The 24,940-nt window shown below is 55.0% G+C and carries 22 protein-coding genes; 16 read left to right on the top strand and 6 right to left on the bottom strand.

Annotated features, from left to right (window positions below):
- Window positions 1-2 precede the first annotated feature (2 nt).
- Complete coding sequence (locus R3F50_13570; GenBank protein MEZ5491333.1) at window positions 3-1,115, bottom strand: aminotransferase class I/II-fold pyridoxal phosphate-dependent enzyme; 1,113 nt, start codon at window positions 1,113-1,115, stop codon at window positions 3-5.
- Window positions 1,116-1,652: 537 nt separating this feature from the next.
- Between R3F50_13570 and dksA the strand changes: the two genes are divergently transcribed.
- The 12 genes from dksA to R3F50_13510 all read left to right on the top strand — a co-directional run bounded on the left by dksA (window position 1,653) and on the right by R3F50_13510 (window position 14,580).
- Window positions 1,653-2,096 carry an RNA polymerase-binding protein DksA gene (dksA, locus tag R3F50_13565; protein MEZ5491332.1) on the top strand — a complete coding sequence of 148 codons (444 nt, stop codon included), beginning with the start codon at window positions 1,653-1,655 and terminating at the stop codon, window positions 2,094-2,096.
- 104 nt (window positions 2,097-2,200) lie between these two features.
- On the top strand, window positions 2,201-3,106 hold the full coding sequence (gluQRS, locus tag R3F50_13560) for a tRNA glutamyl-Q(34) synthetase GluQRS (protein ID MEZ5491331.1): 906 nt from the start codon (window positions 2,201-2,203) through the stop codon (window positions 3,104-3,106).
- 9 nt (window positions 3,107-3,115) lie between these two features.
- The gene (locus R3F50_13555; GenBank protein ID MEZ5491330.1) at window positions 3,116-4,474 is read left to right on the top strand and encodes an ATP-binding protein; all 1,359 of its coding nucleotides are present in this window, start codon (window positions 3,116-3,118) and stop codon (window positions 4,472-4,474) included.
- A gap of 27 nt (window positions 4,475-4,501) precedes the next feature.
- Window positions 4,502-5,911, top strand: coding sequence for a sigma-54 dependent transcriptional regulator (locus R3F50_13550; protein MEZ5491329.1), 1,410 nt, complete (start codon window positions 4,502-4,504; stop codon window positions 5,909-5,911).
- Window positions 5,912-6,587: 676 nt separating this feature from the next.
- Window positions 6,588-8,036: a polynucleotide adenylyltransferase PcnB gene (gene pcnB / locus R3F50_13545; protein ID MEZ5491328.1), complete on the top strand. Its 1,449-nt coding sequence runs from the start codon at window positions 6,588-6,590 to the stop codon at window positions 8,034-8,036.
- On the top strand, window positions 8,033-8,701 hold the full coding sequence (locus R3F50_13540) for a deoxynucleoside kinase (GenBank protein ID MEZ5491327.1): 669 nt from the start codon (window positions 8,033-8,035) through the stop codon (window positions 8,699-8,701). Before pcnB ends, R3F50_13540 begins: the two co-directional genes overlap by 4 nt.
- Before the next feature lie 44 nt (window positions 8,702-8,745).
- Window positions 8,746-9,558, top strand: coding sequence for a 3-methyl-2-oxobutanoate hydroxymethyltransferase (panB, locus tag R3F50_13535; protein MEZ5491326.1), 813 nt, complete (start codon window positions 8,746-8,748; stop codon window positions 9,556-9,558).
- Window positions 9,559-9,579: 21 nt separating this feature from the next.
- Complete coding sequence (gene panC, locus R3F50_13530; GenBank protein MEZ5491325.1) at window positions 9,580-10,434, top strand: pantoate--beta-alanine ligase; 855 nt, start codon at window positions 9,580-9,582, stop codon at window positions 10,432-10,434.
- An 87-nt stretch (window positions 10,435-10,521) separates the two neighbouring features.
- A complete protein-coding gene (gene acs, locus R3F50_13525) occupies window positions 10,522-12,459 on the top strand; it encodes an acetate--CoA ligase (GenBank protein MEZ5491324.1) in 1,938 nt (645 codons plus the stop codon).
- Window positions 12,459-13,640 carry an acetyl-CoA C-acetyltransferase gene (locus tag R3F50_13520; GenBank protein MEZ5491323.1) on the top strand — a complete coding sequence of 394 codons (1,182 nt, stop codon included), beginning with the start codon at window positions 12,459-12,461 and terminating at the stop codon, window positions 13,638-13,640. The genes acs and R3F50_13520 overlap by 1 nt, the downstream gene beginning before the upstream one ends.
- A 144-nt stretch (window positions 13,641-13,784) precedes the next feature.
- On the top strand, window positions 13,785-14,099 hold the full coding sequence (locus R3F50_13515) for a DUF1330 domain-containing protein (GenBank protein MEZ5491322.1): 315 nt from the start codon (window positions 13,785-13,787) through the stop codon (window positions 14,097-14,099).
- A gap of 4 nt (window positions 14,100-14,103) precedes the next feature.
- Window positions 14,104-14,580: an OsmC family protein gene (locus R3F50_13510; protein MEZ5491321.1), complete on the top strand. Its 477-nt coding sequence runs from the start codon at window positions 14,104-14,106 to the stop codon at window positions 14,578-14,580.
- A 26-nt stretch (window positions 14,581-14,606) separates the two neighbouring features.
- Here the strand turns inward: R3F50_13510 and R3F50_13505 are convergent, their stop codons facing one another.
- The 4 genes from R3F50_13505 to R3F50_13490 form a co-directional block, all read right to left on the bottom strand.
- Window positions 14,607-14,912, bottom strand: a complete 306-nt coding sequence (locus R3F50_13505; protein ID MEZ5491320.1) for a hypothetical protein — start codon at window positions 14,910-14,912, stop codon at window positions 14,607-14,609.
- Entirely contained in the window at window positions 14,909-15,715 is an 807-nt protein-coding gene (locus tag R3F50_13500; protein ID MEZ5491319.1) for a hypothetical protein, read from the bottom strand. The genes R3F50_13505 and R3F50_13500 overlap by 4 nt, the downstream gene beginning before the upstream one ends.
- A gap of 27 nt (window positions 15,716-15,742) precedes the next feature.
- On the bottom strand, window positions 15,743-16,960 hold the full coding sequence (locus R3F50_13495; protein ID MEZ5491318.1) for a parallel beta-helix domain-containing protein: 1,218 nt from the start codon (window positions 16,958-16,960) through the stop codon (window positions 15,743-15,745).
- A 102-nt stretch (window positions 16,961-17,062) separates the two neighbouring features.
- Window positions 17,063-18,448: a cation:dicarboxylase symporter family transporter gene (locus R3F50_13490; GenBank protein ID MEZ5491317.1), complete on the bottom strand. Its 1,386-nt coding sequence runs from the start codon at window positions 18,446-18,448 to the stop codon at window positions 17,063-17,065.
- Window positions 18,449-18,675: 227 nt separating this feature from the next.
- Between R3F50_13490 and R3F50_13485 the strand changes: the two genes are divergently transcribed.
- Entirely contained in the window at window positions 18,676-19,188 is a 513-nt protein-coding gene (locus R3F50_13485; GenBank protein MEZ5491316.1) for a GNAT family N-acetyltransferase, read from the top strand.
- A 45-nt stretch (window positions 19,189-19,233) separates the two neighbouring features.
- Here the strand turns inward: R3F50_13485 and R3F50_13480 are convergent, their stop codons facing one another.
- Complete coding sequence (locus R3F50_13480; GenBank protein MEZ5491315.1) at window positions 19,234-20,106, bottom strand: crotonase/enoyl-CoA hydratase family protein; 873 nt, start codon at window positions 20,104-20,106, stop codon at window positions 19,234-19,236.
- 216 nt (window positions 20,107-20,322) lie between these two features.
- Between R3F50_13480 and R3F50_13475 the strand changes: the two genes are divergently transcribed.
- From R3F50_13475 to R3F50_13465, 3 genes are read left to right on the top strand one after another with little or no spacing between them, the layout of a single operon-like run.
- Entirely contained in the window at window positions 20,323-21,615 is a 1,293-nt protein-coding gene (locus R3F50_13475) for a DUF58 domain-containing protein (GenBank protein MEZ5491314.1), read from the top strand.
- 2 nt (window positions 21,616-21,617) lie between these two features.
- The gene (locus R3F50_13470) at window positions 21,618-23,780 is read left to right on the top strand and encodes a transglutaminase domain-containing protein (GenBank protein ID MEZ5491313.1); all 2,163 of its coding nucleotides are present in this window, start codon (window positions 21,618-21,620) and stop codon (window positions 23,778-23,780) included.
- Window positions 23,781-23,828: 48 nt separating this feature from the next.
- On the top strand, window positions 23,829-24,935 hold the full coding sequence (locus R3F50_13465; GenBank protein ID MEZ5491312.1) for an AAA family ATPase: 1,107 nt from the start codon (window positions 23,829-23,831) through the stop codon (window positions 24,933-24,935).
- Window positions 24,936-24,940: the final 5 nt, after the last annotated feature.

The following is a 24,940-nucleotide window of genomic DNA, read 5'->3' as shown; positions in this document are numbered from 1 at the left end:
CTCTATTTGATCAGCGCTGACGCTAATCGCTCCACTCCCAGTTTCAGGTTGCCCATGTCTGTTGTGAAGGCAAAGCGGACATAGCCTCGCGCCTGATAGTCGCCAAAATCTGTTCCGGGCGTAATGGCTACACCGTGCTCCTCTAGCATCTGCTGACAGAACGCCTCACTGTCCTCGGAAAATTTTTCAATACCGGCGTACAGGTAAAAAGCCCCTTCGCAGGGCTGGGAAATAGAGAATCCAATTTCTCTCAACGCCTGATAAAGAAAATCCCGCCGCTCCCTGAATGCGCGCCGCCGCGCTTCGAAAATATCTATAGCTGCAGGAGTGAAAGCTGCCAGCGCTGCATGCTGGGATATGGTGGAGGCGGCAATAAACAGGTTCTGAGCAAGAGTGTTGGCAACCTGAATACAGCCCTCCGGCACCACCACCCAGCCAATGCGCCAACCGGTCATCCCGAAGTATTTAGAGAAACTGTTCACTACGAAACCTTCATCTGTCATTTCCAGCAGACTGGGTAAATCATCCACGTACTGCAGGCCGTGATAAATTTCATCCATGACCACGTGCAGGCCTTGATCAGTCGCCCAATCAAGCAGGCTCCGCATCCGGCTACGCCCTACCACGGTGCCGCTGGGGTTGGCCGGTGAGGCCAGCCAAAGACCTGTGCTGCTGGCGTCGCGAGCCCGTTCCAGAAGCTCCACGGTGGGCTGAAATCCGCAATTGGCATCCACGGGAACCAATTGAGGCAGCCCGCCCATCAGGCGAACAAAATTTCGGTTGCAAGGGTACGTGGGATCAGCCAGCAGGATTCCGTCCCCGGCATTTATCAGCAGGTTTGCCAGCAGGTTTAGGCCACCGCTCGCGCCTGGAGTCACAAAGATTCGCTCGTAACCGACATCGAGACCATAACGATCCTTGTAGTAACCGGCAATCGCCTCGCGCAACGGGGTAATTCCCGCCGCATTCGAATACTGCGTATACCCACGGGCAAGCGCATCCGTCGCCGCCTCTATGATAGGTGTTGCTGTGCTGAAGTCCGGCTCGCCAACTTCCATGTGCACAATCTTTCTGCCCGCCGCCTCCAGTTCTCCGGCACGCTGCAGCACTTTCATGACCCTGAACGGACTGATCGTTGTGGTTTTGTCTGCGAAATTCACAAAGTTGACCCTACTATGCTGGCATTACTTTTGCTCTACAATTGCCCTTGCGGAAGCCGATTTTTTGCCCGGCAAGGCGCTCGTACCCGGTGATTGCGCCAACTATGCGGGTACAGCATCCTGTGGCATAACAATCCAGTCATGGTATTACAGGTTGCGTTTGACTGACCCGGGATATCCTGCAGCAGGGGCATCACAAGTTTCCCGAAGCAAGTCTACCAGCCACCGCTGAAGATCTTTATCCTGTTGATATCTATAACTATTCGATCCCACCCCGCGGCACAGCAGAGACTGAATATTTTTATGGAATCCGGGATGAGAATCTGGTAGTTTACGCAGCTTTCAAAAATTCGCCTGGTTTAACGGTGATTACGAGCAGGTACCAGCACCGTCATGCAGCAGATTTTTCTATTCTTGCCCGGATATAACGGCGACCAGGGTCGTCAAATGGGTGAATCAATGACCCCTGTGGTTTATGAGGCATCGTGAATTATGTCTAAAGCTCAAACTGGTGACACGAGTCCAGTATTAAAAAATTTCGTCCCGTACAAACCGAAGCGGGGCGAAGCCTACATGAATGAAAAACAGCGGGAACATTTCAAAAAAATCCTTCTTAACTGGCGTGAGCAGTTGATGCAGGAAGTTGACCGCACGGTACATCACCTGCAGGATGAGGCGGCGAATTACCCCGATCCGGCAGACCGCGCCACACAGGAAGAAGAGTTCAGCCTGGAACTTCGAACCCGCGACCGTGAACGCAAGTTGATCAAGAAAATTGACAATACTATCGAGGCGATTGCTCAGGATGATTACGGCTACTGCGAATCCTGTGGAATTGAAATCGGTATCCAAAGGCTTGAAGCCAGACCCACAGCAGACAAATGCATAGACTGCAAGACTCTGGACGAAATCAAGGAAAGGCAACTACGTACCTGATCCTGAGGCCGGCCGCCGGATCCGGGGCAGGGAAACCTGCCCGCCATGGGTTACACCGGGTTAAAATTCCTGCCCCGCTACTCTGAACAGGAGCGCGGATTCCCATGACAGACCCCGCCAGGCTTAGCGGATACACAGGGCGATTTGCCCCCTCACCCAGCGGCCCCCTGCACTTTGGTTCTCTGGTCGCAGCCGTTGCCAGCTACCTGGATGCACGGGCCAATCACGGCAACTGGCTGGTTCGCATGGAAGATCTCGATCCAGCCCGCGAGCCTCCAGACGCCGCCGACACCATCCTTCAGCAACTGGATGATTATGGTTTACAACCGGATCAGCCAGTGCTTTTTCAGAGTCATCGGCTAGCTGCCTACCAGGAGGCACTGGACGCTCTGCTGGAACAGGGGCTATGTTATCCCTGTACCTGCTCTCGCCAGAAAGTCAGACTTATGGGAGACCGCTACGACGGCAGCTGCCTTAGAAATCCACCCCCGGCAGGCTCCCGGCATGCTATACGCGTAAATGTGAGCGACCAGGCTATCGAATTTGAAGACCTGGTGCAGGGGCATCAATCACACAACCTTGCCAGGGAATCGGGCGACTTCATCATCAAGCGCAAAGACGGCCTGTTCGCCTACCAGCTGGCGGTCGCGGTCGATGATGCCCACCAGAAAATCTCTCATGTTATCCGCGGCCATGATCTGCTGGAGTCAACCCCAAGACAGATATTTCTGCAACAGAAACTGCGCTACCCGACACCCCGTTACGGACACGTTCCGGTCGCCACCAACGAGCTGGGCCAGAAGCTGAGCAAGCAGCATTTCGCCGAACCGCTCAGCAACACCGAAAGAAATTCCATTCTGCATGCGGCGATACGATTTCTTGGCTTGAGCCCCCCTCCGAAGCATCATCAGCTTAGCATAAGCGAGCAGCTCGACTGGGCGATCAGCAACTGGCATATACAGAACGTGCCCAAGTTGGCTACTATTCCCCAACATACTCCTTCCAGCTAGGATTCTGGTTTGTTTTTACCTCGCCCACTAATCATTTCTATCGCGCTGATTGCTGCTCTGGTATTGATGCTATCCTTCGTTCCCAGTGTGCCTGACGGCCCCCTGCTGGAAATTTTTACCCTGGGCATTCTGGTCGTAATCATTGTGTCCTGGGTATATCAGCGTCGTGATCCAGGCGCGGGCTCATCAAAACCAATCGCCCTCGGGACCAGGAGTACCGACAAGCTTCAGGAAATGGTTACGGAAATAAAGGCACTGAAACAGCATCAGAAAGAGATACTGTTAAACCTGCCCCTTGGGGTCTGCGAACTGGACTCCAAAGAGAGAATTATTCTCTGGAATCGGGCTATTGAAAAAATGACCTCTATCAACGGAGAACGAATCCGGAATACATGCCTTACCGACCTGGAAGAACCATGGCTCTCACTCCTGCATAACTTCGTGCAAAGCAACTACACGCACCTTTACAAGCAAGGTTTTGAACTCAATGATAAAAAAAGAACCGTGAACCTGCACAAATCCCTGATTGACCAGGGCCAGGCCGAAAAAACAGGAGATAAAGGAATTCTGCTCCTGATCGAAGATGTAACCGAAACCGAAATCCTCGAAGCCAGCCTGACTCACAGCGAAAGACTGGCCTCCATCGGAAGATTGGCCGCCGGTGTGGCACACGAGATCGGAAACCCGATCACGGGTATCGCCTGTCTGGCACAGAATATCCGAGATGAGTACGAGGACGAAGAGCTGCGCCACATGGCGCGGCAGATTATTGAACAGACTGAACGCACATCTAAAATCGTTCAATCTCTGGTTAACTTTGCTCATGCCGGGCGGCCCGCGGACAACTCTACCGCGGAACTTTTCCGGGTTCGCGATTGCATTGATGAGGCGATAACCCTGATCTCTCTCGACAAGCAGGCCAAAGCTGTAAATTACAAAATTGACTGCCCGTCAGATATCCAGATTCGAGGCGATTTTCAACGCCTTCTGCAGGTGTTGCTTAACCTCATTAACAACAGTCGTGATGCCAGCCACCCGCAGACGACAGTATGGGTCTGCAGTACCGAGATCGGCAATAAAGTGAAAATCGTTGTTGAAGATGAAGGTGTCGGTATCCCCTCCGCGGTGCGGGACCGTGTTTTCGATCCATTTTTTACTACTAAAGAGCCCGGCAAAGGCACCGGCCTCGGACTTTCCCTTGTCTACAGTATTGTGGAAGATTTAGCTGGCAATATTGATATAATCAGTCCTGCCCAGCGAGAGACCGGCAGGGGTACACGGGTAGAGATAACCCTTCCAGCCCAGAATTATTCAGCTCCGGATACAGTTTCTTCAACTGACCGGATTACCAGCACCGACCTCGGATAGTGACCAGGAACTGAGAAGTTTTCCAGCATGGCCAGCGGATATCAGATATTAGTAGTAGAGGACGAACCAGTGATCAGGACTGCCCTGCGGCGGCTACTGGAGCGCCATGATTACGAAGTCTCCGAGGCTGAATCCGTCAAGGATTCCGTGGAGCGGTTCGACATGGATAATTTTGACGTCATCATCAGTGATTTACGCTTGCCTGGCGCCCCAGGTACCGACCTCATTAAGGCAACCCGCACACCAGTGCTGATCATGACCAGTTACTCGAGCCTGCGTTCCGCTGTTGACTCAATGAAAATGGGCGCAGTGGACTATATCGCCAAACCGTTCGAGCACAGTGAAATCATCGAAACAGTCGCGCGCATCATTCGCGAGCGCAAGCAAGTAGAACCGAAACCCGGACCCGGCACTCCGCAGCTGACTGAGGTGGGCACTGACGAGCCAATAATTCCCGGCATGATCGGCAATTGCCCCCCAATGCAGGAGCTTTTCAGGCGTATCCGCAAGGTCGCCATGACAGACTCCACCGTACTTATCAACGGTGAATCCGGCACCGGCAAGGAGCTGGTGGCCCAGGCGATCCATAAGCTTAGCGGGCGTCGCCAGGAAGACATGATTTCGGTCAACTGTGCAGCAATCCCGGAAAACCTCATCGAATCTGAGCTGTTCGGACATGAGAAAGGCGCCTTTACCGGTGCGACATCCACCCGAACCGGCCTGGTCGAAGCAGCCAATGGCAGCACCCTGTTTTTAGATGAGATTGGTGAGCTGCCGCTTGAAGCGCAGGCGCGCCTGCTCCGGGTTCTGCAGGAAAACGAGATCCGTAAGGTCGGCTCTGTTCAATCCAGAAAAGTGGACGTGCGACTGGTTGCGGCTACTCATCGGGATTTAAAACAACTGGTCAACGAAGGGGACTTTCGCGAAGATCTGTATTATCGAATTAACGTGATGGCACTGTTGATCCCGCCCTTACGGGACCGCGAAGAGGATATCCAGAAACTTGCCGAAGCCATCCTGCAACGAACCTGTACACGCCTCAAGACCCCCCGTCTTCAATTCAACCAGGAAGCACGCGAGGCAATACAGAAGTATCCCTGGCCAGGAAACGTGCGGGAACTGGAGAATGCCATAGAAAGAGCGGTGGTGCTGGCCGAGACTGATCAAATCACCACCGACCTGCTGGCGATAGACACGGATACTGCGGGCCGGCATAGCGCAGCCGCCGGACCCGATAACGATCCGGAAGCAGCGATTACCGGTAGCGAAGCCAGCGAAGAGCTGTCCCTGGAAGACTACTTCCAGCGCTTTGTACTGGAACACCAGGACAGCATGACCGAGACTCAGTTAGCCAAGAAGCTGGGAATAAGTCGAAAATGCCTGTGGGAACGGCGCCAGAGATTTGGCCTCCCCCGAAAGAAAAAGCAGGCTGGCTAGGGCCTGTTGACACTAACTCAGGGAGCCACCATATAGCTCGCCGGATTACCTGGGTGCCGATGTTGATTGGCATAGATCTCGCGAAAACACTGTAACTCAAAGTGTTACCGCTACCTTTCTACACACACTTTCCGGCCGAATTGGTAACAAACAGTTACAAACAGAGTTTGCGCTGTTAGGGAGATCACACTTATGTTGTTGTAAAGCCTTGAATTTTGAAAACTGGCACGGTTTCTGCTTTTATACACGGTGACAATAATAAGAAACAATAATAATAACCACTGAATAAGAACAAAAATCGCATTACTGAGTTGTTTAACTAAGGTTAGTGCATCAATAAAAACAAGGTTCGGGTTTTTAGTAGTTTAGGAAGTAATCATTTTCTTGCTTCTCTAGAAATACCGTCTTAAACGCTTGGGTAAAGCCGGATATAGGCTCCCCCGAAACAACAATAAAAATAAGTTGATAACAATAACAATAATATAACGTTACCTTCCTTGGGGGGTGTAGATCACCCCCTCGGTATTTCTTCCTTTCCTCGCTATGCCTCCTTGAATACGCTGCTATTTTGGCGCTGGTCGGTGTATCATGCCGTTCCTTGTCCGTGTAGAGAGTTTTTCTGTCCGCGCCAGACAAGAGTCTCACTCAGCCTGTAATTACTCAGATTTCGCCAAGGATGCTAAGTAAATTTTTTAAATCACTCACCATGAAATCCGGTAGCGACAGCTCAGCCGACGGAAGTGGTTATCCGGCATCGCCCACTCACCTCTTAACCGAAGATCCCCTGCTGGCTGACCTGGATGCAGACAATGTCACCCTCATTCCCCGGGACAGACACTCGGTTTCTCGCAAGAATATCTCGCCGAACGCGCTGAAGGTCCTGTACAAACTGGATTCCGAAGGGTTCCAGGCGTTTCTCGTGGGTGGCGGCGTCAGAGATATATTGCTTGGTAATAAGCCAAAGGATTTTGACGTTGCCACCAATGCAACGCCGGAGGAACTCAAAGATCTGTTCCGTAATGCCCGCATAATTGGTCGACGATTCAAGATTGTACACATCCGCTTTGGTCGCGAAATCATAGAGGTCACGACCTTCAGGGCACATCATCAGCCTGACCGGATTGAGCGGGGAAAGAGTCGACAGGCGCTTAAAAATCTCGATTCAGCCCATTCCAGCTCCGGGATGATTCTCAGAGATAATGTCTACGGGGATATCAACGAAGATGCAGTAAGACGCGATTTCACCGTCAACGCACTGTACTACACCATTCGCGACTTCCTCATTCTTGATTTCAGCACTGGCCTGGAAGACATTGAAAACCGTCTGATCCGTATTATTGGCAACCCGGCCACACGCTACAAAGAAGACCCTGTGAGAATGCTCAGGGCCATTCGGTTCGCTGCCAAACTGGATTTTGCGATCGAAGAAAAAACCCGCGAACCCATCGATGAACTCGCCGACATGCTGGAATCCGTGGCACCGGCACGCTTATTCGATGAAACTCTGAAGTTATTGAGCGCCGGTTATGGAGAAAAGACTTTTGCCCTGTTACAGCAGTTCCGGTTTGGCCATTATCTTTTTCCCGCGACTCTGAAATGCCTTGATCAATCCGACCGGCCGGAGAACGAGTTAGTCAGGCTGGCTCTCAGAAACACGGATCAGAGATTGGCAGAAGACAAGTCCGTAACCCCGGCGTTCCTGTTTGCGGCCCTGCTCTGGCCTGTGCTACGGGATCGGCTTGGCCAATCCTTGGCCGCCAGCACCCCTGGCATCCAGGAATTTCAGCAGCTTTCAAATCAGGTGATTGGTGAGCAACTGAAGCACACCGCCATTCCAAAACGCTTTACTATCGCCATGCGGGAAATCTGGGAATTGCAATTGCGCTTCCAGCGCCGTAACAAGCGCAGTGTTCTTGGCGCCTATGAACATCCCCGGTTCCGGGCAGCCTACGACTTCCTGTTGCTGCGGGAAGAGTCCGGGGAGGATCTAGGGGGCCTGGGACAGTGGTGGACTGAATTTCAATTGCTCGACTCTGCACAACAGTCGGCCATGATCAACACCCTGGGTGGAGGCCGAAGCACTCGCCGACGTCCCCGCCGCAAACGCCCGGGAACAGAACAGTGACACCGGATATCAGGGCCGGCAAAAAGGTACCAGGATACATTGCCGTGGAAGGCCCCATTGGAGTTGGCAAAACAAGCCTCTGCAAGCGACTGGCCTCGTCCTTCAACTACGAAGTACTGCTTGAGAAAAGCGAGGAAAACCCCTTCCTCGACCGGTTCTACCAGGATCGACGCCAGCATGCACTGGCTACTCAACTGTTTTTCCTGTTCCAGCGCGCCCAGCAGATTCAAGAGCTGCGCCAGGATGATCTGTTCAGCGCTGTACGGGTCGCCGATTTTCTGATTGAAAAGGATCGCCTGTTCGCCCGCCAGACCCTTGATGCTGATGAATACCGGATTTATGAAAACGTCTACCAGCACCTGACTCTCGACGCTCCCGTACCGGAGCTGGTTATTTACCTGCAGGCACCAACGGAAATCCTTCTGCAACGCATCCAGCGTCGCGGCATTCCGTCAGAGCAGTACATCGAACGCAGTTACCTCGAACAATTGAATGATGCCTACACAGAATTTTTCCACTACTTTGACACCTCTCCTCTGTTAATCGTCAACAGCGCCCAGATCGATCTGGTAGGAAATGACAGCGACTATCAACAATTGGTAGATTACATTCTGACGTTGCCCAGCGGTACTCATTACTACAACCCGAAGCCGACCCTGCTGTAGCCATCCACTAGCCAGGGTCGGTCAGCCTGTAACAGGACAAGCCAGTGAGCCAACATACCTCGACCAAGGCCGTAACCCTCAAAACCCTGATTGATCTTCGGGACCGGGGTGAAAAATTCGCCTGCCTGACCGCTTACGACGCTAATTTTGCCGGCATTGTCAGTGCAGCCGGCGTCGAAGTGATCCTGGTGGGCGACTCGCTCGGAATGGTATTACAGGGCCATGACAGTACTCTGCCGGTTACCATGACAGACATGATCTACCACATGGAATGCGTGAAACGGGGTAATCGCGGCGCTCTATTGATGGGTGATCTACCGTTCATGAGCTACGCCTCGGAGTCGCAGACACTTGAAAACGCGGCGGCCCTCATGCGTGCGGGAGCCCAGATAGTCAAGCTGGAAGGTGGAGGCTGGATAGGCAACACAACCAGACTGCTGGCCCAGCGCGGTATTCCAGTCTGCGCACACATGGGACTGACGCCCCAGTCAATCAACCGCATCGGCGGCTACCACGTGCAGGGTCGTGATACAGAGCAGGCCCAGCTGATTATTGATGAAGCCCGCGTGCTGCAGGACGCAGGTGCCAGTGTGCTGTTGCTGGAGTGCGTGCCCAGATCCCTGGCGGCGACCATCACCGGGTCACTGGAAATTCCCGTTATCGGTATCGGCGCCGGGCCTGACACCACCGGTCAGGTGATGGTGCTCCACGACGTGCTGGGCATTTCTCCCATCACCCCCAAATTCGTCAAAAATTTCCTGCCCGAATCTGTCAACGGAATTCCAGGTGCCATTGAGGCCTATGTGGCGGCAGTCAAACAAGGAGAATTTCCGGCCAGGCAACACTGGTTCGAATAACCCCGGCGACCAGAAACCACTATGCGCTGTATCTCATCCATCGCCGAATTGAAGGCAACGATTCGGGACCTGCGAAGCCAGGGAAAAGTGCTTGGCCTGGTTCCCACCATGGGCAATCTGCACGCTGGCCATCTGCAGCTTGTCACGGCAGCACGGCAGGAAGTCGACTGGGTAGTCTGCAGTATCTTTGTCAATCCGATGCAGTTTGGCCCTGCTGAGGATCTGGACGCCTATCCACGAACCCTGGAGGAAGACAGGACAAAACTTGAGGAGTATCAGTGCGACTGCCTGTTCCATCCTGCTGCGCGGGAAGTGTATCCCCAGGGTTTACAGGCTCAGACCCTGGTAAGCGTGCCGGAGCTTGGCCGGGACCATTGTGGCAAAAGTCGCCCCGGGCATTTTGATGGCGTAACCACGGTGGTAAGCAAACTGTTTAACCTGTGCCAGCCTGACCGGGCGTATTTTGGGCTTAAGGATTATCAGCAATTCCTGATTATTCAGAAAATGGTTGAAGACCTGCTGTTTCCGGTGGAACTCGTGGGTGTGGAGACCGTGCGAGAAACGGATGGGCTGGCCATGAGCTCTCGGAACAACTACCTGATCCTTGAAGAGCGCCAGAAAGCCCCGGCGCTTTATCGCACATTAGTAGCCACCGGCGACGCTATCAAGGCCGGAGAGCTTGATTTCCGCAAACTCGAAAGTGCTGCCCGTCAGCAGCTTCAGGAAGCTGGACTGCAACCCGATTACTTCTCCATCTGCCACGGCGAAACACTGCGCCCGGCTTCCGCCTCGGACTCGAAACTGGCTATTCTGGCGGCTGCGTACCTGGGGAAGTCTCGACTTATTGACAATGTACGTCTGACACTGCTGAGATAGAAAACAGTCAGGGCCTGTTTTGGCCCCACCAGCCAGTTACCGTTATCATTCAACACCAACAAGGATCACGCCACAGGAATTAACACCATGTCGGAACATAAAGTCTATCCGGTCAGTAAACAGGCCGCTTCCAGAAGCCTGCTTTCCCAAGCCGAGTACCAGGAGATGTACCAGCGTTCCCTGGAAAACCCCGAGGAATTCTGGGCCGAGCAGGCGGGCAACTTTCTGCACTGGCACCAGCCCTGGAAAGACGTCTACGTGGGAGATTTTGGCGCGGCAGAAACCAGCTGGTTCGCTGGCGGAAAGCTCAACGTCTGCTATAACTGCGTGGACCGGCACCTGGAAAAACGAGCCAAGCAGACCGCCATTATCTGGGAGGGCGACGAACCCGACCAGGACAGGAAAATAAGCTACGAAGAGCTTCATCAGCAGGTGTGTAAATTTGCGAATGCAATGAAGGCACGCGGTGTCAAAAAAGGCGACCGCGTCTGTATTTACATGCCTATGATTCCTGAAGCGGCCTATGCAATGCTTGCCTGTGCCCGCATCGGGGCCATTCATTCGGTGGTTTTCGGTGGCTTTTCACCGGAGTCGCTCAAGGATCGCATTCTCGATTCCGATTGCCAGACAGTCATCACTGCTGATCAGGGCGTACGGGGCGGACGGATAATCCCGCTGAAGGAAAACGTGGATGCAGCGTTGCAGAACTGCCCTGACGTCCACACTGTGTTCGTCGTGCGCCGCACCAATGCACAGGTCCCCTGGCATGACGTACGGGATGTCTGCTACTACAACGCCATCGATCACGCCGATCCCGATTGCCCGGCTGAGATCATGGATGCAGAGGATCCTTTGTTTATTCTCTATACTTCCGGCTCTACCGGCAAACCTAAAGGCGTGCTGCATACCACGGCTGGCTACCTGCTGGGCGCTGCAATCACTCACAAGTATGTTTTTGACTATCACGACGGGGATATCTACTGGTGCACTGCCGACGTTGGCTGGGTAACCGGCCACTCGTACATCATTTATGGCCCGCTGGCCAACGGTGCCATCACCCTGATGTTCGAAGGCGTCCCAACCTACCCGACCGTCTCCCGTTTCTGGGAGATCATTGACAAACATGAAGTGAACATCTTCTATACTGCCCCGACGGCTATCAGGGCACTGATGGCCTCAGGCAACGACCCGGTGACCCGAACTTCCCGCGCCTCTTTACGCCTGCTGGGGACTGTAGGTGAGCCGATCAATCCCGAAGCCTGGGAGTGGTATTACCATGTGGTTGGCAACGAAGCCTGCCCTATCGTAGACACCTGGTGGCAGACGGAAACCGGCGTCATCATGATTACGCCAATTCCAGGCGTAACCGCTTTAAAGCCCGGCTCCGCGAGCCTGCCGTTTTTCGGTGTTCGTCCTGCCCTGCTGGATGCTGAGGGCAATGAACTGCAAGGCAAGGCGGAGGGCAACCTGGTGTTATGCCAGAGCTGGCCGAGCCAGATTCGCTCGGTTTATGGTGACCACCAGCGTTGTGTGGACACCTATTTTTCAGCCTTCAAAGGCTATTACTTCACTGGGGACAGTGCCCTGCGCGACGAGGACGGTTATTACTGGGTAACGGGCCGGGTCGATGATGTGATCAACGTTTCCGGTCACCGCCTGGGCACGGCCGAAATTGAAAGCGCCCTGGTACTGCACCCCAAAGTGGCAGAAGCCGCCGTGGTGGGATTTCCTCATGCCATCAAGGGTCAGGCTATCTACGCCTATGTCACTCCTATGGCGGGAGTGCAGGATTCAGACGATCTGCACACCGAACTGGTACAGTACGTGGCAACAGAAATCGGTGCATTTGCCAAACCGGAACATATACAGTTTGCTCCGGGCCTCCCCAAAACCCGGTCTGGAAAAATCATGCGCCGGATACTGCGGAAAATCGCTGCCAACGAGCTGGACAATCTCGGAGATACAAGCACTCTGGCTGATCCGGCCGTTGTTCAGGAACTGATCGACAATCGGGCCAACCGCTGATGGAAGAGGTAGTCATAGTTGCCGCAGGGCGCAGTGCAATTGGAACTTTTAATGGCTCGCTCGCCAGCCTCAGCGCTACCGACATCGCCAGTCAGCTGATCCCGCAGATCCTTGCCGCATACGGCGTGGAACCCACGATGATTGAAGAAGTCATCCTGGGTCAGGTACTGACCGCCGGCTGCGGGCAGAACACAGCCCGACAGGCAGCCATTCGCTCCGGGCTTGGCGAATCAATACCGGCTCTGACCATCAACAAGGTCTGCGGTTCTGGCCTCAAGGCAGTGCACCTGGCGGCCAATGCCATCCGGGTCGGCGACGCGGCTATGATCCTGGCCGGTGGCATGGAAAGCATGAGCCAATCGGCGCATCTCCTGCCCAACTCCCGTAATGGCCAGAAAATGGGTCATTGGCAGGCAATCGACACGATGCTGACAGATGGACTCTGGGATGCCTTTCACGACATACACATGGGCATCACTGCTGAAAACCTGGCAGAGAAATACAGCATATCAAGGGCTGAACAGGACAGCTTCGCAGCAGCCTCCCAGCAGAAAGCGGCGGCCGCCCAGAGCAATCAGAAATTTGCCGACGAGATTTTCCCCATAGCTGTACCCCAGCGTCGCGGTGATGAGCTGATTTTCAAAGTCGATGAAGGACCCAGGCCGGACACGACAGCTGACGGGTTGAGCAGCCTTCGACCGGTGTTCAAAAAAGACGGCAGCGTCACGGCTGGAAACGCCTCCGGCATCAATGACGGTGCCGCTGCCGTCATACTTTGCAGCGCTTCCAGAGCTAACGCGCTGGGTCTGAAGCCTCTGGCAAAAATAAAAGCCGCCACCAGCGCGGGCGTAGACCCCAGGATCATGGGCATAGGGCCGGTGTCTGCCACCCGTAATTGCCTTGCTGCAGCCGGCTGGACACTGGATGATCTGGAACTGATCGAGGCAAACGAGGCTTTTGCTGCTCAGGCTATTGCTGTCAACCGTGAGCTGGGCTGGAACACGGACAGGGTTAATGTCAACGGCGGCGCTATCGCACTGGGTCACCCGATCGGCGCCTCCGGCTGCCGGGTGCTGGTAACCCTGCTGCACGAGATGATCAAACGGGACGCGGCCAGGGGACTGGCAACTCTTTGCATCGGTGGCGGGCAAGGCGTGGCGATGGCAATAGAACGCGATTGAAAACCTGCCCGGCTTGCAATCACCGGCCGTTGTTCAATAAATCGTGAAATGAGACGCGTCGGGCGTCGCTGGAAACTGCTAGGGATTGCAGCACTCAATCCTCGGATATTTGGAAAAACTAAGCAAGGACACAGGTGACCTGCCATGACAGATGCTCCGACTTATTTCGTGGCCAACCTCGTTATAGAGAACAGTCAGGAATACAGACACTATGAGAAGGGCTTTTTCCCATTGCTCAAAAAACACGCTGGCGAACTGATCACCTTCGATGACAGCATCGAGACAATGGAAGGCTCCGCGCCACTCGAGGGCCGAGTGATCATCCTGAAGTTTCCCTCCGAAGCGGCAGCCAGAGCCTGGTGGCAGGACCCGGACTACCAGGCTCTGTCAGAACATCGCCGGTCTGGTACCGATACCCGGTTTCTGACTATGGTGCATGGCCTGCCGCCAAGGAGTTGAAACCATGTCCCTCTACCGAGCGCGGGTAAGCTGGGTCAACGCCGGACCTGATTTTCTTACCAACCAATATTCCCGGGTTCACCAGTGGCAATTCGAGGGAGGGCAGACGATTGATGCCACGGCGGCACCCGCCATCGTCCCCGCACCCTGGTCTGAGGCGGCAAATGTCGATCCCGAGCAGGCCTTTGTGGCGTCCCTTTCATCCTGCCACATGCTGTTTTTTCTGCACTTTGCTGCCAGACAGGGTTACCGGATCGAGAGTTACGAGGACGAAGCGGAAGGCTTGATGGAAAAAAATGCAGGCGGACGCATGGCTATTACCCGGGTAGTGCTGCGTCCCAGGGTAACCTTTACAGGCCATAAGAAACTCGACACGGGTGCCGCCGAAGCTCTGCACGAGGCCGCCCATAAGCACTGCTTCATCGCCAATTCCGTCACTACCGTAATCAGCATCGAATCCCGAGGCTACATCGAAACCTGATTTCGACCCAGGGAACCTTTACCTGATCAGCCGCAACTGCCTTCCAGAGCCTCGATCCAGGCCCGGATCAGGTCAAGACCTTCTTCGTGAACCAGTGACCTTCCCAGTTCGGGCATCATTTCATCGGGTTCAACGGATTGCATCCGGTACAGAAGAATAGACTGTTCAGGTTCGCCTGGCACTATACCGAACAGCCGATCCCCGGCGCCGCCGCCAGCGGCGACCGGCGGTTTGCATAATCCCATCTGTCTGGGGGTCCTGGTGTAACCATCCAGTAACAATGCCGACGTATCGGCGGCCCCATAGGGGTTATGACAGTGCCCACAATTCATATCCAGATATGCCGCGGCCCGCTCAGCCAGTGACACCGACTCATCTCGCCAGGCCGGAATGGGTTCTGGCACAAAACTGGCTCGCAACCAGCCTCGCTCCCGCATCGCGGCCAGAACAGTACCCCTTTCCTGCTCGCTGTCTGTGCCCGTGAGCGCTGGCCCCAGAGGATAATTGAGCTGGTGAGCCACAGCACCCAGCGGCTCCAGCCCCCGTCGGGATGCACCCGGGTATGACAGCCAGAGCACTGATTTTCATTTGGTACAAAATAGGTGAAGTGCTGCGTTCCGGACTCTCCCCGCAACGAGACCGGGAGACTGGCACCCGCTACCCGCAGGAACGCTTCCGTCTGCTCGTCATTCCAGACATAGGGGAAGGCCTCCCAACCCGCCTCACGACGCACCAGAAGGCGCGTCTCCAGCAGCCTGTGCTGATCAGCCTCCAACTCAATCCGCTCGCCGGAATCCTGACTAAGGAGAAGGTCGTCACTTGCGTGCAATGGATAGTAGAACGTCTTGCTTAAAACAGTCCCCACCGGGTACTCGAAACGGCCGTTGACGAGCTCGACCTCGGCGCCGGCCGGTATCCACATGGTACGCAGCTTGTGAGCATAGTCGGTAAACAGCGTATTGAGGGGTTTGAATACCAGTGTTTCAGCCGCAGGTGCGATCCGATTGTCAGCAACCGTGAGCAGCTTCCATTCCGACAATCGCAAAGGATTTTCAGTGGCATGAAAAACCGGGCCATCTTTACTGCAGGCTTGCAGAAACAGCAGGACAATGACCATCGCCAGGTTCCGAAACATAGGACAAACCACCTGCTTCGTTAAAGCCTAAAACTCAATTCTGGACAAGCTCGGCATTGAGCATTCATGGGCAGCCGGATCAAAAGACGGCGCTGCAAACCCATTGGCTGCATCCAGGTTGACGAATCCGACCTCGCCGTTGTCCTGCAGGCACAGAATGTCCTGCGCAGAACGTCCCTCGACAACTGTCCCGTCCCAGACCACATCCGGTACCGGCTGCCCGGTGGCGGCCTGCAGAGCCTTCAATGGTTCGGAGTCAGGACTCATCCCGCCGCCTGCGAAGCTGTTGCCATGCAGATAAATCTGCTCCGGATAAGGGTCATAATCGGGGTCTTCAATGCCCAGGCCGGTGATGTGATAGCTGACTATCATGACATTGGCGCTGTTATTACCCTCGAACTGGTTGTCGAATATCTCTATATTGTCATTAGCCAGCACCATCAGGCCGGTTCCTGCCGGCACCGTACCGACGATATTACCTGCAGGCGCAAAATTGCCTGTATTGTTGGTGCTTATCCGATTATTGAAAACGCGCGTATTGCGCCCGCCTTGAACTGGCAGATCCGGCAGATCGAACACCAGTATCCCACCGGTGTTGTTCGTGGCCACGTTATCGTGTACATCAGCAAAGGTGGAATTTTCTATTTCGATTCCCGCCACGTTATTCTCGGCTCGGGAATTACGGACTATGATGTTGGTTGACTGGCCCACGTAGATACCGGCATCTGAAGCACCAATGGCCACAGCCCCGTCAATCAGCACATTGCTGCTCTGGACCGGGTAGATGCCATAAGCACCGTTGGATTCAGAAGGTCCGCCTGTCCACTCGGTCCTCACCCTGCTTACCGTCACTTTGTTACTTTCATTGATCTTCAGTGCGTCGCCGATCGTGTCCTCAATCGCCAGGTCAGCTATGACAAAATCATCGCCACTGACCAGCAGTCCCTCGGCTCCCTGCAACTGGTTCTTGAAGGACAGGACTGACTGATCCATGCCCTGGCCACGGATTGTGACGCCGGGAACCGTCAGAGAAAGACTGCGGCTCATCTGATGAATGCCGGCAGGAATCTCGATCACATCGCCAGACCGTGCTTCGATCAATTGCTGCTGCAGGCGTTCCTCAAAACTGAGAGGAGGTGCCTGGGGGGCGGGCTCACCACATGCGACCAGCCCCAGCATGACAGCCAGGATACCTGTGCAACGTGTTGCTTTGAAATTCCAGCAAGGAGGCATTCTGCTCTTCATTTTCACCTATCTCCAACTGCGGCTAGAAGTTGCCGGTACGCTCCTGAGCAGACACCGGTGGTGCCCGACTGATCCAGGCGACGGCGCCCGCTGCCAAAATCCTCAGGACTGACTCTGTAATTCAGCCTCCGCTCCCGCACCCTCACTGGTCACACTGCTTCCCAGCAGCCTGGAAGTAATCATGCCGGTAGTAATCGCCCCATTTACGTTCAAGGCGGTTCTTGCCATGTCGATCAATGGTTCAATCGAAATCAACAAGGCCACAATCTCTACGGGGAAACCCATCGCCGGCAGCACTACCAGGGCGGCATTTGTCGCGCCGCCACCAACGCCGGCAATGCCAAACGATCCGATGGCAATGATCACCACCAGGCTGGCGATAAAGCTTAAGTCGATGGCCACGCCCATGGTGGGTGCCACCATGACCGCCAGCATGGCCGGATAAATGCCGGCACAGCCATTCTGTCCGATGGTGGCACCGAATGAGGCGGCAATATTGGCAATGGGGGCCGGGACTTTCAGCTCTTCGATCTGAGCCCGGATGGTGAGCGGAATCGTGGCTGCCGAGCTGCGGGTGACAAAAGCGAAGGTCAAGACCGGCCAGACCTTCTGGAAATAGCTGCGAGGGTTGACGCCCAGTAGAATGACAAACAGGGCATGCACCAGAAACATGATGAAAATCGCCAGGTAGGACGCCACCACAAATCCAATCAGATTGAGGATGGCCTGGCCATCAGAAGTGGCAATTACCCGGGTCATCAACGCGGCTACTCCATAGGGAGTCAATGCCATGACGATCTTCACCAGCCGCATGATCACTGCCTGGGTGGTATCGACAAAGCCCTTGATTGGGTCTGCCCGTTCCGGAGTTTCTTCACACACCAGCAGCGCAGCAATACCAAAGATCAGCCCGAAAACAACCACACTGATTATTGAGGTTGAGCGGGCGTCAGTCAGATCAGCAAAAATATTGGTGGAAATGAAACTCACCAGCAATTCCGCAATGCTCATGTCGGCGACACTGCCTTGCCGCGCCTGCAACACTTCCGCCCGCGCCAGTTCCCGCGCGCCAGCGACAAGTTCGCCGGCGTTCAGTCCAAACAGCAGTGCCATGGCGATACCGACCAGAGCCGCGATCATGGTCGTGAGAATCAGCAGGCCAACTACCGAGCCTCCTATCTTACCCAGTGATTTGATCTCCTCGACCCTGAGCACGGCCGCGATCATGGTAATGAGAATCAGCGGCATAATAATCATGCGCAGCAGATTCACGTAGCCATTGGCAACAACATTGGTCCATTCGAGGGTGCCCTGCATGACTTCGGTACTGCCGCCGTAAGCCACCTGCAGAAACAGACCAAGAACGGCACCGGCAATCAGGCCGGCCAGTACTCTGCGGGATAAACCAATTTTCTGGCGCCCCAGTTGAAACAGAAAACCAAGAACAGCAATAAATATCAGCAGGTTAGCAATGGTAGCTAAAGTCATGGCAAGCCCCTGTCGGGATAATGATCCGTGTGTGTTGTTGTTTTATAAAAACGCCCTGCTTTGGGTTCGCAGACGCAATGACGTAACTTAACATATTTCGGGCTGCCTGATACTCCGGCAGAGATATCCCGCCGACTCGCCCACTGCCCGCCGCTGTAACTGACCAGCCTATTCTGTTACCTTTGTCGGCCCGTGTCACTGCAATCGATTGGATCTGGAGGATTTCGATGCCCGCGCTGACCAGCCCACCCCCGATGACTATCCGACCCGCCACGCCTGAAGACTGCGAGTTACTGATTGAATTGATCCGGGAGCTTGCGGACTACGAACGGCTGGGGGATGAGGTCACTGCCACCGGACCGATTCTTCGACAGAGCCTGTTCGGTTCCAATCCGGCAGCCATGGCTATAATCGCTGAAGTCGATACCGCCGTGGTGGGATATGCGCTGTTCTATCCTACCTTCTCAACATTTACCGGGCAGGCGGGGCTCTATCTGGAAGATATTTACATACGTGCCAGTTGGCGCAACCTGGGCCTGGGCAGACAGCTGTTTCGACATGTGGCACGCATCGCTGTGGACCGCGGCTGTCCGCGACTCGAGTGGTCAGTTCTGGACTGGAATCAGCCCGCCATCGATTTTTACCAACGACTGGGAGCCGAGCCGTTATCCGATTGGCTGGGCCGACGCCTTACTGGCGTGGCCCTAAAAAGTGCTGCCGGGCTGACAGACGACTGCTGAGGCGCCACGGGCGCGACACGGTCGACACCGGTCTCTGCTGGATGCTCACCACCAGGGATAAAAAGCCGGCATATCCTTCGTGGCTCGATCGGAAAACACCGGCGCTCTCTTTTCCAGGAACGCTGCCACACCCTCCTTGCCGCTGACCTGGCTACAGTAGAACATAGCCAGCGAGTCCACCCGGTGCGCTTCGAGTGGATGGGCCGCGGACGAATTCCGGTACATCATCTGTCGGGTCAAAGCCAGGGCAACTTGACTGTGGCGGGCAATCTGCCTCGCCATTTGATAGGCCTGATCCAGCAATTGCTCCTTGGGGTAGACCGCAGTAACGAATCCTTTGCGACAGACTTCATCGGCAGACAGGATCGCACCGGTCAGATTCCATTCCAGCGCTGTTGCCATGCCCACGATCCGGGGCAGAAACCAGGTCGAACAAGCCTCCGGAGTGATCCCGATTTTATTGAATACAAAGCCGATCCTGGCTGTTTCGGAAGCTATCCGGATATCCATGGCACAGGTCATGGTCGCCCCAATACCAACCGCTGCACCATTGATAGCGGCAATTACCGGCTTTTTGCATTCGAAGATCGCCAGGGTCAACTGGCCACCGGTGTCTCTCACCCCCGACTCAATCTCAGGATCATTAAGGCGATCCTGCAGGGTACCCAGATCGGGCTCCAGACTCTCATCGAGACCAAAAACATTACCCTCTGCTGACAGGTCCATCCCCGCACAGAACGCTTTGCCCGCGCCCGTAACTACGATAACGCGTACCTCGTCATCGTCGCTCGCCCGATTGAAAGCAGCCCTCAACTCAGCCGCCATTTCCACGGTGAAGGCATTCATTTGTTCCGGTCTGTTCAGTGACAGGGTGAGGATGCGGTCTGAAATCTCATACTTGATCGTATTAAAGGTCATGAATGCTGCCCATTGCAAAGTTTGTGGTGACGTTAGTGACGTGTAAGAATAACCCGATTGAACGTGTCTGGTTATACCGACAGAACGTGAACACTAATCAGGCGCCAGTTTCAGGTAACCATTGGCAATCAATGCTCACTACAAAAGGCACCAGCCGCTGACCGCGCATTTATGCAGTTGACCCCCGCTTTCCACGCCCTACGCCCGGTGGCTGCCTTGTTGCAGCGACTCCGGGAACATTTCCCCCTGACCACCCAGGGTGTGATTGCCCTGACTCTGACCCTGCTGGCGCTGCAGGTATTCGGTTATGGAGCCATGGACCTGGTAGTTTTCGCACTGAGCATCTGCGCTGTCGCCATTCTGCTGTTCAGCCTCTTCTGTGTAATTTTTGGCGGGCTGCTTCAGCAATTGCGGATTCGCAAGCAAATCAACGCTACCGGCCATGCTCGCAAACCTGTCATGCTCGAAGCTGGCTTCCCTAACGAAACCGGGTTCAGCCTGCCAGACCTGAAGTACTTCCCGCTCATCAAACTGTCCTGGGAGGTCGTCTACCCGGACCAACTGCTAACCCGATTGCGCACTGAATCTGACAGCAACCGCTTGCTGGAAGAAATAATTCCGCAACAGCGGTGCAAGACATCAAAGCTGACCCGGTTGTTCACCGTCAGCGATGTACTCGGGTTCTGTCGCTACTCCTGGCGTCAGAGCCAATCTGTAGAGCTGATCGCGCTGCCACGCAGCAACACCATAAAGGCGCTGCCGATACTCCGGTCGCTGACCTCAGAAGATGGGATACCAAGCTCGCGAGGCAACCCGGAGGGGGACCGGATGGAAATCAGACCCTACGTTCCCGGTGATTCCGTCCGTAATATCATGTGGAAAACCTACGCCCGCAGTCGGCAGCTCAATGTGCGACTGGCGGAAAAGAGCGTCTTCCAGAGCAATCGCACAGTCGCCTACCTGCTATCCAGCCAAAATGATGAAGCCGCGGCCGCTGTAGCCCGGGTAGCGATCGAGTCCGGGGCACTGGGCGATGACTGGGTGTTCGGCGCAGATGGCTCCGAGACTGTTTGTGAAGACCGGGAATCAGCCCTGGTTGCCATTGCGGCATCACGGGCGCTGGACGAACCGTTCAGTTACGGGCTGGACAATTTTCTGCGCCACAGCAGCAATCAGGCAGGATCCCACTGCATCGTTTTTGCCGCCGCCGAGTCTGGACCATGGACCGATTCCCTGAATCAGACGATCAGTCGCTTCCGCGGACAATTCTCACTGGTATTGGCCACCGATGGTTTTCATGAACCGGAGAAAGTCAGCCTCTGGAAGCGACTGTTGTTCACGGAGCCTTCCACCGCATCAAACCCTGACAGCCCTGCTGTAAAGAGACCAGCGACTGGCAAAATCGAGCTGGGCCAGTTGTTGACCCGCCTCAGCCAGTCAGTAGAATCAACCCTGGTAGTCGACCGGGCAACTGGTCTGAGTTTTGACCAGACCCTACGGAAAATCTAGCCATGTCTGACAGATTCTTCATCACAGAACCAAGGCATACAGGCCAATCTCTGTTGCCGACCAGTTTCCGAGCACTGATTATTGCCACCGCCTACTGGGTCCTCAGCCTGTCCCTCACCAATGAGAGCGGTTCCATCGCTGCTGCGCTCGGCTGCATCACTGCCTGTTTTGCCATCGATTATCTGCTCGTTAAGTCCCACCTCAGACAGTCGAGAACACCGGTGGTTCTTGCGGTGTGTGGACTGGCTATAGTGGCTGGACTCTCGATCAGCAGTTCGCTGACCGGCAGTTCGCTGGTGGCAGGCATTCTCTCACCGCTGGTGAGCTATCAGGCAGGGGAGTTCGCCAAGTGGTTGTTTATCAGCGCGGCAATCACTGCTGCCCTGAGAACCTTCGCGCTGCGATACAGCTGGGGAACCGTGCTGGAGATCCTGTTTGTTGCCACCGCGTTTACTGTTACGCTTTCCGCCCATCGCAACGGCATGATTCACCGACCCTATTTCATCGGCGACTTCGCCCTGATGCGCGGCATGGATCCCTCAGCCATACTCATGGCGATGGGATGTGGAGCGGTCCTGTGTCTGGCTGCCCTGCTGATGATGGAGAATAACCACCGTCGCCTGCCCTGGCATTTCAGCATACTGGGCCTGTTATGTTTCTCATTGCTCGCTTATGTGCAATTTTTCGGCCTGCCTACGCCGAGTTATACCGATGACCTGGGGCTGACCGGTACGGAGTCACCCGGCAGTTCTGCACAGGACGACAATCCGTTCCGGGACGGGGAAAACAACCCCGACAACCTGCAGGCACCGGTAGCTATTGTGCTGTTCAGGGACGACTATGATCCGGCCAATGGTTCCTATTACTTCAGGGAAACTGCCTATTCCCAGTGGAATGGTTCCCTGCTGGATGTAACCGGACGCGACGATATGGACCGGGACCTGGTGGAAAATTTCACCAATTCATCAATTCAAGTGGCAGAAGGGTTGCTGAGCGAAAGGTCCCGCGATCTGGTGCGGACCAGCGTAGGCATGCTCACCCCCCACCGCAGGCCCTTTGGCCTGGAAACACCCAGCGAGTATACCGCCACGCCTAACCCCAATAACCTGCGCTTCAAACGCACCTATGATGTGGTGTCGCTGGCGCCAGACTTTCCCTACGACGATCTGATCGGGCAGAAAACCGGCGCCCCGGACTGGTCCCCTGAAGTATGGAATGAATACCTGCAGATGCCGGATGACCCCCGTTATGGCGAGCTGGCGTCCCGACTGATCAGCAGCCTGCGCCCCGAGTACGCTGACGACGCCTTTGCCAAGGCGTTCACTATAAAGACCTACCTTGATGAGAACGGCATTTACAGCCTGAAGAACGCCCACGCCTACGAAGACGATCCGGCGGCTTCTTTTCTGTTTGGGGATCTGACCGGCTATTGCATGCATTTTGCCTTTGCTGCGACCTACATGTACCGCAGCCTGGGGATACCGGCCCGGGTCGGTATCGGATATTCAGTTCCTGCCAGCAACCGCGCCGGCGGATCTGCCCTGCTGGTACAGGCAATCCATGGCCATGCCTGGCCGGAGATCTATTTCGAGGATTATGGGTGGGTGATTCTCGATCCGGCGCCGCAGCAGACCCTGGTGGACATGACCACCGACCCCCAGAATAATCTGCAGCAGCTTCTGGGTGACATGCTCCGTAACGAGGCTTCTTTTGGTGATTTTCTTGCTGCCGAACAGGGCTCAGGATTCCCCTGGCAGGCAGCACTCAACTCTCTGTATCTGCTTCTGGCCGCTGTAATCCTCGGGGGCTATGGGGTTAAACTCTTTCGGCTGAGGGTTTTTGGCGGGCACCACCGACAGGATCTCTACAAACTGGGATACCGGGCCATTCTGGACCGGCTGTCCGCACTGGGATATCGCCGACGCCCCGGGGAGAGCCGTGAGTCCTTTGCTGCACGAATGAGTGACCTGGCACCAACCTTTGTGACAGCGACCCGCCAGCATCTTGCCATGGCATTGGGCGAAGCACCCTCTTCAGAGACAGATAGTCGCTATGACTGGCGCGCTGCGAACAATGAGATCCTTAGCCAGCTGGATAAAAAAGTAACTCGCTGGAAAAAGATACTTGGCACCATCAATCCTTATTCATGGGTTGCCACACGCTAGACAACCGAGAACCAGGCTACGCAGTCTGTCTGACCAATGGAGAAAGAGATGACACTCGAATCAGCCACTGAGAACCTGGACCTGGAACCTGACCAGGGTGGCCAAGGTGATACCGCCACCGACACAAAGGTGGACGATGATGCCATTAACCAGCCAGTGACATCTGCTGCAGACGCCGAGCTAAGCGCCTCAGTCGAGGTGCTCAGGAAGCTGCTGAACAATGTCCGTCTTCAGGTACTAGGACGGGATGACGTCATTGAACTGGCAATCATCGCTCTGGTTGCAGACGGTCATGTTTTACTGGAAGACTTCCCCGGCTCCGGCAAAACGACCCTCGCAAAGGCTCTGGGTGAAACCATAGTCTCACCCGATGCATCGGGCAGTGATGGAATCCTGCCCTTTCGCCGCATTCAGTTCACCCCCGACCTGTTGCCCTCAGACGTTACCGGCGTACCGGTATTCGATGCCAACAGCAACGCTTTTCATTTCCGCCATGGCCCGATCTTTGCCCACGTTGTGCTGGCAGACGAAATAAACCGTACCTCCCCTAAGGTGCAGTCGGCGATGCTGGAAGCCATGGGTGAGAAACAAGTGACTGTCGACAACGTCACCTACCCTCTGGATGAGCTGTTTTTCGTTATCGCCACGCAGAACCCGCTCGACCTGGTGGGCACCTACCCATTACCCACGCCTCAACTTGATCGCTTTCTCTTCAAGATAGCCATGCAACATATTGATCGGGACGCCGAGCTTGAAGTATTGCAGACCTGGCGCAGTCGGCGGGATAAGAGCTCACAGAGCAATTCAGTGACCAGAGACGAAGTATTGAAGGCCAGGCATACTATTGATGAAAACGTCCATATCAGCCAGGCCGTCAAGACTGCTCTGGTGGATCTCTCCATCAGCCTCAGGGAGGACGATCGTGTCATGCAGGGCAATTCCACCCGCAGCCTGGTACTCATGCTGCCGGCGCTACAGGTCCGGGCGGCTTTACATGGAAGAAATTATGTCAGCGCCGAAGACATTGAAGTGCTGGCACCCTACATTCTGCAGCACAGGGTCGAACTGGCGCCCGGTGTCGGGGATTTTCGTAAGGTGCTGGCGGATTGCATGCGGGCTCCAATGGAGAACCTCGCTCGCAGCACCCTGAGATAGACATG

This window comes from Gammaproteobacteria bacterium, assembly GCA_041395725.1.
Classification (GTDB): domain Bacteria; phylum Pseudomonadota; class Gammaproteobacteria; order Pseudomonadales; family Pseudohongiellaceae; genus NORP240.
The sequence above is the reverse complement of the archived record's forward strand: the minus strand, read 5'-3'. Positions and strand labels throughout refer to the sequence as shown.

Excerpts from the sequence above, each read along its gene's own strand:
- panC (MEZ5491325.1), top strand. The coding sequence starts at position 9,580 with ATGCGCTGTATCTCATCCATCGCCGAATTGAAGGCAACGATTCGGGAC.
- R3F50_13500 (MEZ5491319.1), bottom strand. The coding sequence starts at position 15,715 with ATGTTTCGGAACCTGGCGATGGTCATTGTCCTGCTGTTTCTGCAAGCC.
- R3F50_13465 (MEZ5491312.1), top strand. The coding sequence starts at position 23,829 with ATGACACTCGAATCAGCCACTGAGAACCTGGACCTGGAACCTGACCAG.
- R3F50_13490 (MEZ5491317.1), bottom strand. The coding sequence starts at position 18,448 with ATGACTTTAGCTACCATTGCTAACCTGCTGATATTTATTGCTGTTCTT.
- R3F50_13550 (MEZ5491329.1), top strand. The coding sequence starts at position 4,502 with ATGGCCAGCGGATATCAGATATTAGTAGTAGAGGACGAACCAGTGATC.
- R3F50_13495 (MEZ5491318.1), bottom strand. The coding sequence starts at position 16,960 with ATGAAGAGCAGAATGCCTCCTTGCTGGAATTTCAAAGCAACACGTTGC.
- R3F50_13520 (MEZ5491323.1), top strand. The coding sequence starts at position 12,459 with ATGGAAGAGGTAGTCATAGTTGCCGCAGGGCGCAGTGCAATTGGAACT.
- pcnB (MEZ5491328.1), top strand. The coding sequence starts at position 6,588 with ATGCTAAGTAAATTTTTTAAATCACTCACCATGAAATCCGGTAGCGAC.
- R3F50_13505 (MEZ5491320.1), bottom strand. The coding sequence starts at position 14,912 with ATGAATTGTGGGCACTGTCATAACCCCTATGGGGCCGCCGATACGTCG.
- gluQRS (MEZ5491331.1), top strand. The coding sequence starts at position 2,201 with ATGACAGACCCCGCCAGGCTTAGCGGATACACAGGGCGATTTGCCCCC.
- dksA (MEZ5491332.1), top strand. The coding sequence starts at position 1,653 with ATGTCTAAAGCTCAAACTGGTGACACGAGTCCAGTATTAAAAAATTTC.
- R3F50_13470 (MEZ5491313.1), top strand. The coding sequence starts at position 21,618 with ATGTCTGACAGATTCTTCATCACAGAACCAAGGCATACAGGCCAATCT.
- acs (MEZ5491324.1), top strand. The coding sequence starts at position 10,522 with ATGTCGGAACATAAAGTCTATCCGGTCAGTAAACAGGCCGCTTCCAGA.
- R3F50_13570 (MEZ5491333.1), bottom strand. The coding sequence starts at position 1,115 with ATGAAAGTGCTGCAGCGTGCCGGAGAACTGGAGGCGGCGGGCAGAAAG.
- R3F50_13485 (MEZ5491316.1), top strand. The coding sequence starts at position 18,676 with ATGCCCGCGCTGACCAGCCCACCCCCGATGACTATCCGACCCGCCACG.
- R3F50_13480 (MEZ5491315.1), bottom strand. The coding sequence starts at position 20,106 with ATGACCTTTAATACGATCAAGTATGAGATTTCAGACCGCATCCTCACC.
- R3F50_13515 (MEZ5491322.1), top strand. The coding sequence starts at position 13,785 with ATGACAGATGCTCCGACTTATTTCGTGGCCAACCTCGTTATAGAGAAC.
- R3F50_13510 (MEZ5491321.1), top strand. The coding sequence starts at position 14,104 with ATGTCCCTCTACCGAGCGCGGGTAAGCTGGGTCAACGCCGGACCTGAT.